This window comes from Candidatus Skiveiella danica (assembly GCF_022705245.1).
Taxonomy (GTDB): domain Bacteria; phylum Pseudomonadota; class Gammaproteobacteria; order Burkholderiales; family Burkholderiaceae_C; genus Skiveiella; species Skiveiella danica.
The window spans coordinates 1-2,744 of the sequence record NZ_JAKJEW010000071.1; the positions used below are offsets into that span (position 1 = coordinate 1).

The 2,744-nt window shown below is 67.9% G+C and carries 3 protein-coding genes; all 3 read left to right on the forward strand.

Features of this window, described 5'->3' with window-relative positions:
- Positions 1 to 752 (forward strand): glycosyltransferase family 2 protein (locus tag ACMUOY_RS19910; RefSeq protein WP_413894476.1); only part of this gene is annotated, 752 nt, incomplete at its 5' end.
- Positions 753 to 812: 60 nt separating this feature from the next.
- Positions 813 to 1,634: a polysaccharide biosynthesis/export family protein gene (locus tag ACMUOY_RS19915; protein ID WP_413894477.1), complete on the forward strand. Its 822-nt coding sequence runs from the start codon at positions 813 to 815 to the stop codon at positions 1,632 to 1,634.
- A gap of 100 nt (positions 1,635 to 1,734) precedes the next feature.
- Positions 1,735 to 2,744, forward strand: a 1,010-nt coding sequence (locus ACMUOY_RS19920; protein WP_413894478.1) for a GumC family protein, incomplete at its 3' end; no start/stop codon positions are given.

Consider the following 2,744-nt stretch of genomic DNA (forward strand, 5'->3'; position numbering starts at 1 on the left):
CCGTGGTGACGGCGGTGTTCAACCGCGCCGGCACGGTGGCCGAGGCGCTGGCCTCGGTGCAGGGGCAGACCTGGCCGCAGGTGGAGCATGTCGTGATCGACGGCGCCTCCACCGATGGCACGCTACCCATCCTGCAGGCGCATCAGGCGCAGCTGGCCGCGCTGGTGTCAGAGCCCGACCAGGGCATCTACGACGCGCTGAACAAGGGCATCCGCCGGGCCAGCGGCGACGTGGTGGGCTTTTTGCACGCCGACGACCTGTTCGAGTCGCCCGATTCGCTGGCGCGCGTGGCTGCGGCCTTTGCCAACCCGGCCGTGGACGCCGTCTATGGCGACCTGGTCTATGTGCGCCAGCAGGACCCGACCCAGGTGGTGCGCTACTGGCGCGCCGGGCCATTTGTGCCGGGCTGCCTGGCGCGCGGCTGGATGCCGCCGCACCCCACTTTTTATGTGCGCCGCGCGGTGTACGAGCGCCTGGGCCTGTTCGACACGCGCTTTCGCATCGCGGCCGATTACGAATGCATCCTGCGCTTCCTGGGGCGCGGCGGCCTGCGGCCGGTCTATCTGCCCCAGGTGCTGGTGCGCATGCGCCTGGGCGGCGTCAGCAACCAGTCGCTGGGCAGCATGGTGCGAAAGTCGCGCGAAGATCTGGTGGCGATGCAGCTCAACGGCGTGGGCGGCATGCAGGTATTGCTGCGCAAGAACCTGACCAAGCTGCCGCAGTTTGTCACCCGCGCCCCGGCCAAGATATAGACCCGAAACGGCCTGAAGACAGGCCCTGTCGGATAATGGACTTCAAGGAAAGCTCAATAGATGCACAAGATGTGGAAGAACCTGGTCTGGCTGGCGATGGCCGCGCAGCCCTGGGGGGCGATGGCCCAGCAGCCGGTGCCCGCGCCCGCGCCGGTTGTCGCGCCGGTGCCGGTGCAGCCCCCGGCGCGCGTGGACACCGTGCGCCAGCCCGCGGCCAACGATCCGGCTGCCAACCAGTTGCCGCGCGACCCGGCCGCCGCCAAAGCGGCGGCGCTGGCCGGGCAGGCGCAGCCGATGAACGCGCTGGCCGGCTTTGGCGCCGACTACCGCATCGGCCCCAACGACCTGCTCGACATCGAGGTCTATGGCGTGACCGACCTCAAGCGCACGGTGCGCGTCAATTCCACCGGCATGGTGTCGCTGCCGCTGATCGGCAGCATGGCGCTGGCCGGCATGACGGCCCAGCAGGCCGAGGCCGCCATCGCCGCGCGCTACGGCGAGAAATACCTGCAGGACCCTCAGATTTCGGTGTTCATCAAGGAATTCACCACCCAGCGCGTGACCATCGAAGGCGCGGTGGCCAAGCCCGGCATCTATCCGCTGACCGGGCAGATCACCCTGCTGCGCGCGATGGCGCTGGCCGGCGGGCGCGGCGATCTGGCCAACCTGGACAACGTGATGATCTACCGCACCGGCCCCGACGGCAAGCTGAGCAGTTCGATGTACGACCTCGACCTGGTGCGCAGCGGCGACATCCCCGACCCGGTGGTGTTGCCCGAGGATGTGATCGTGGTGCAGCGCAAGCCGGTGCGTGTGCTGCTGCGCGATTCCGCGGTGAGCGATTTCATCAACCTGCTGAATCCGTTCAACTACCTGAAGTAACCCCGCCCGAGCGAAGTCGCCCGAGCGCCGTCAGTCTGCAGGGCGCCGCCGGGTGCCCTGCAAGCCCTGCCTGTACCGATTGCCCGAATGAAATTCCTCCATGAGCGCCACGCCTGATTCTTTTCTGCCCACCCAGCCGCCGCAGCGCACCACGGCTTTGTCGCTGCGCGAGGCCGCCATGCTGCAGACGGGGGTGCTGCGCGACACCGCCACCGACACGGCCGATGATTCGCTGGACATCAAGGCGCTGCTGCGCATCCTGAACAAGTACAAGTGGTTGCTGCTGGCCTTTGCGCTGCTGGGGCTGGCCGCCTCGGTGGTGAAGACGCTGACCAGCACGCCGCTGTACCAGGCTTCCTCCACGGTGCAGATCGAGCGTCCGCCCGGGCGCATCGTGTCGTTCAACAGGGATGTCGACTCCTCGCAGGACTACGACGACTACCTGGCCCTGCCCACACAGATCGAGCTGCTGCGCAGCCGCGCGCTGGCCGAGCGCGTGATCGACGAGCTCAACCTCGACCGCTCGCGCAGCCAGGCGCCGGCGCCCGGTGTGCTGGGCGGGGCCTCCAGCCCGGCCTCGGCTGCGGGTGGGTTGGCCGCCGGGCCTCGCCCGCCCGCCAGCAGTGCCGATCGCGATGCGCCGTGGTGGTTCTTCCTGGGCGACCTGAAGGACCGCACGGTGGCCGGCTATGAGAACCTGGGAAAACCTTCGGTGTCCGACCAGCAGGTGCTGGGGCGCGAGGCGGTGGTGGGCAGCTTCATGGGCGCAGTGAAGATCGAGCCGGTGCGCGGCTCGCGCCTGGTGCGCATCAACGTGGTGAGCCCCGAACCGGCCAAGGCGGCGCGCGTGGCCAATGCAATGGCCCAGAACTTCATGTCCATGAGCATGGAGCGCAAGATGGAGTCGTCCATCTACGCGCGCAACTTCCTGCAGGACCAGATCAAGGTCAGCAAGGCGCGGCTGGAAGAGTCGGAGCGCACGCTCAACACCTACGCCAAGGCCAACTCCATCCTCACGCTGGACGAGAAGACGAGCGTGATCAACCAGACCTTCACCGATTACTCCGCGGCGCTGTCAAAGGCCGAGCAGGAGCGCGTGAAGGCCGAGTC

Bases quoted from the DNA above. Each gene is read 5' to 3' on its own strand.
- ACMUOY_RS19915 (WP_413894477.1), top strand. From the start codon at position 813: ATGCACAAGATGTGGAAGAACCTGGTCTGGCTGGCGATGGCCGCGCAG.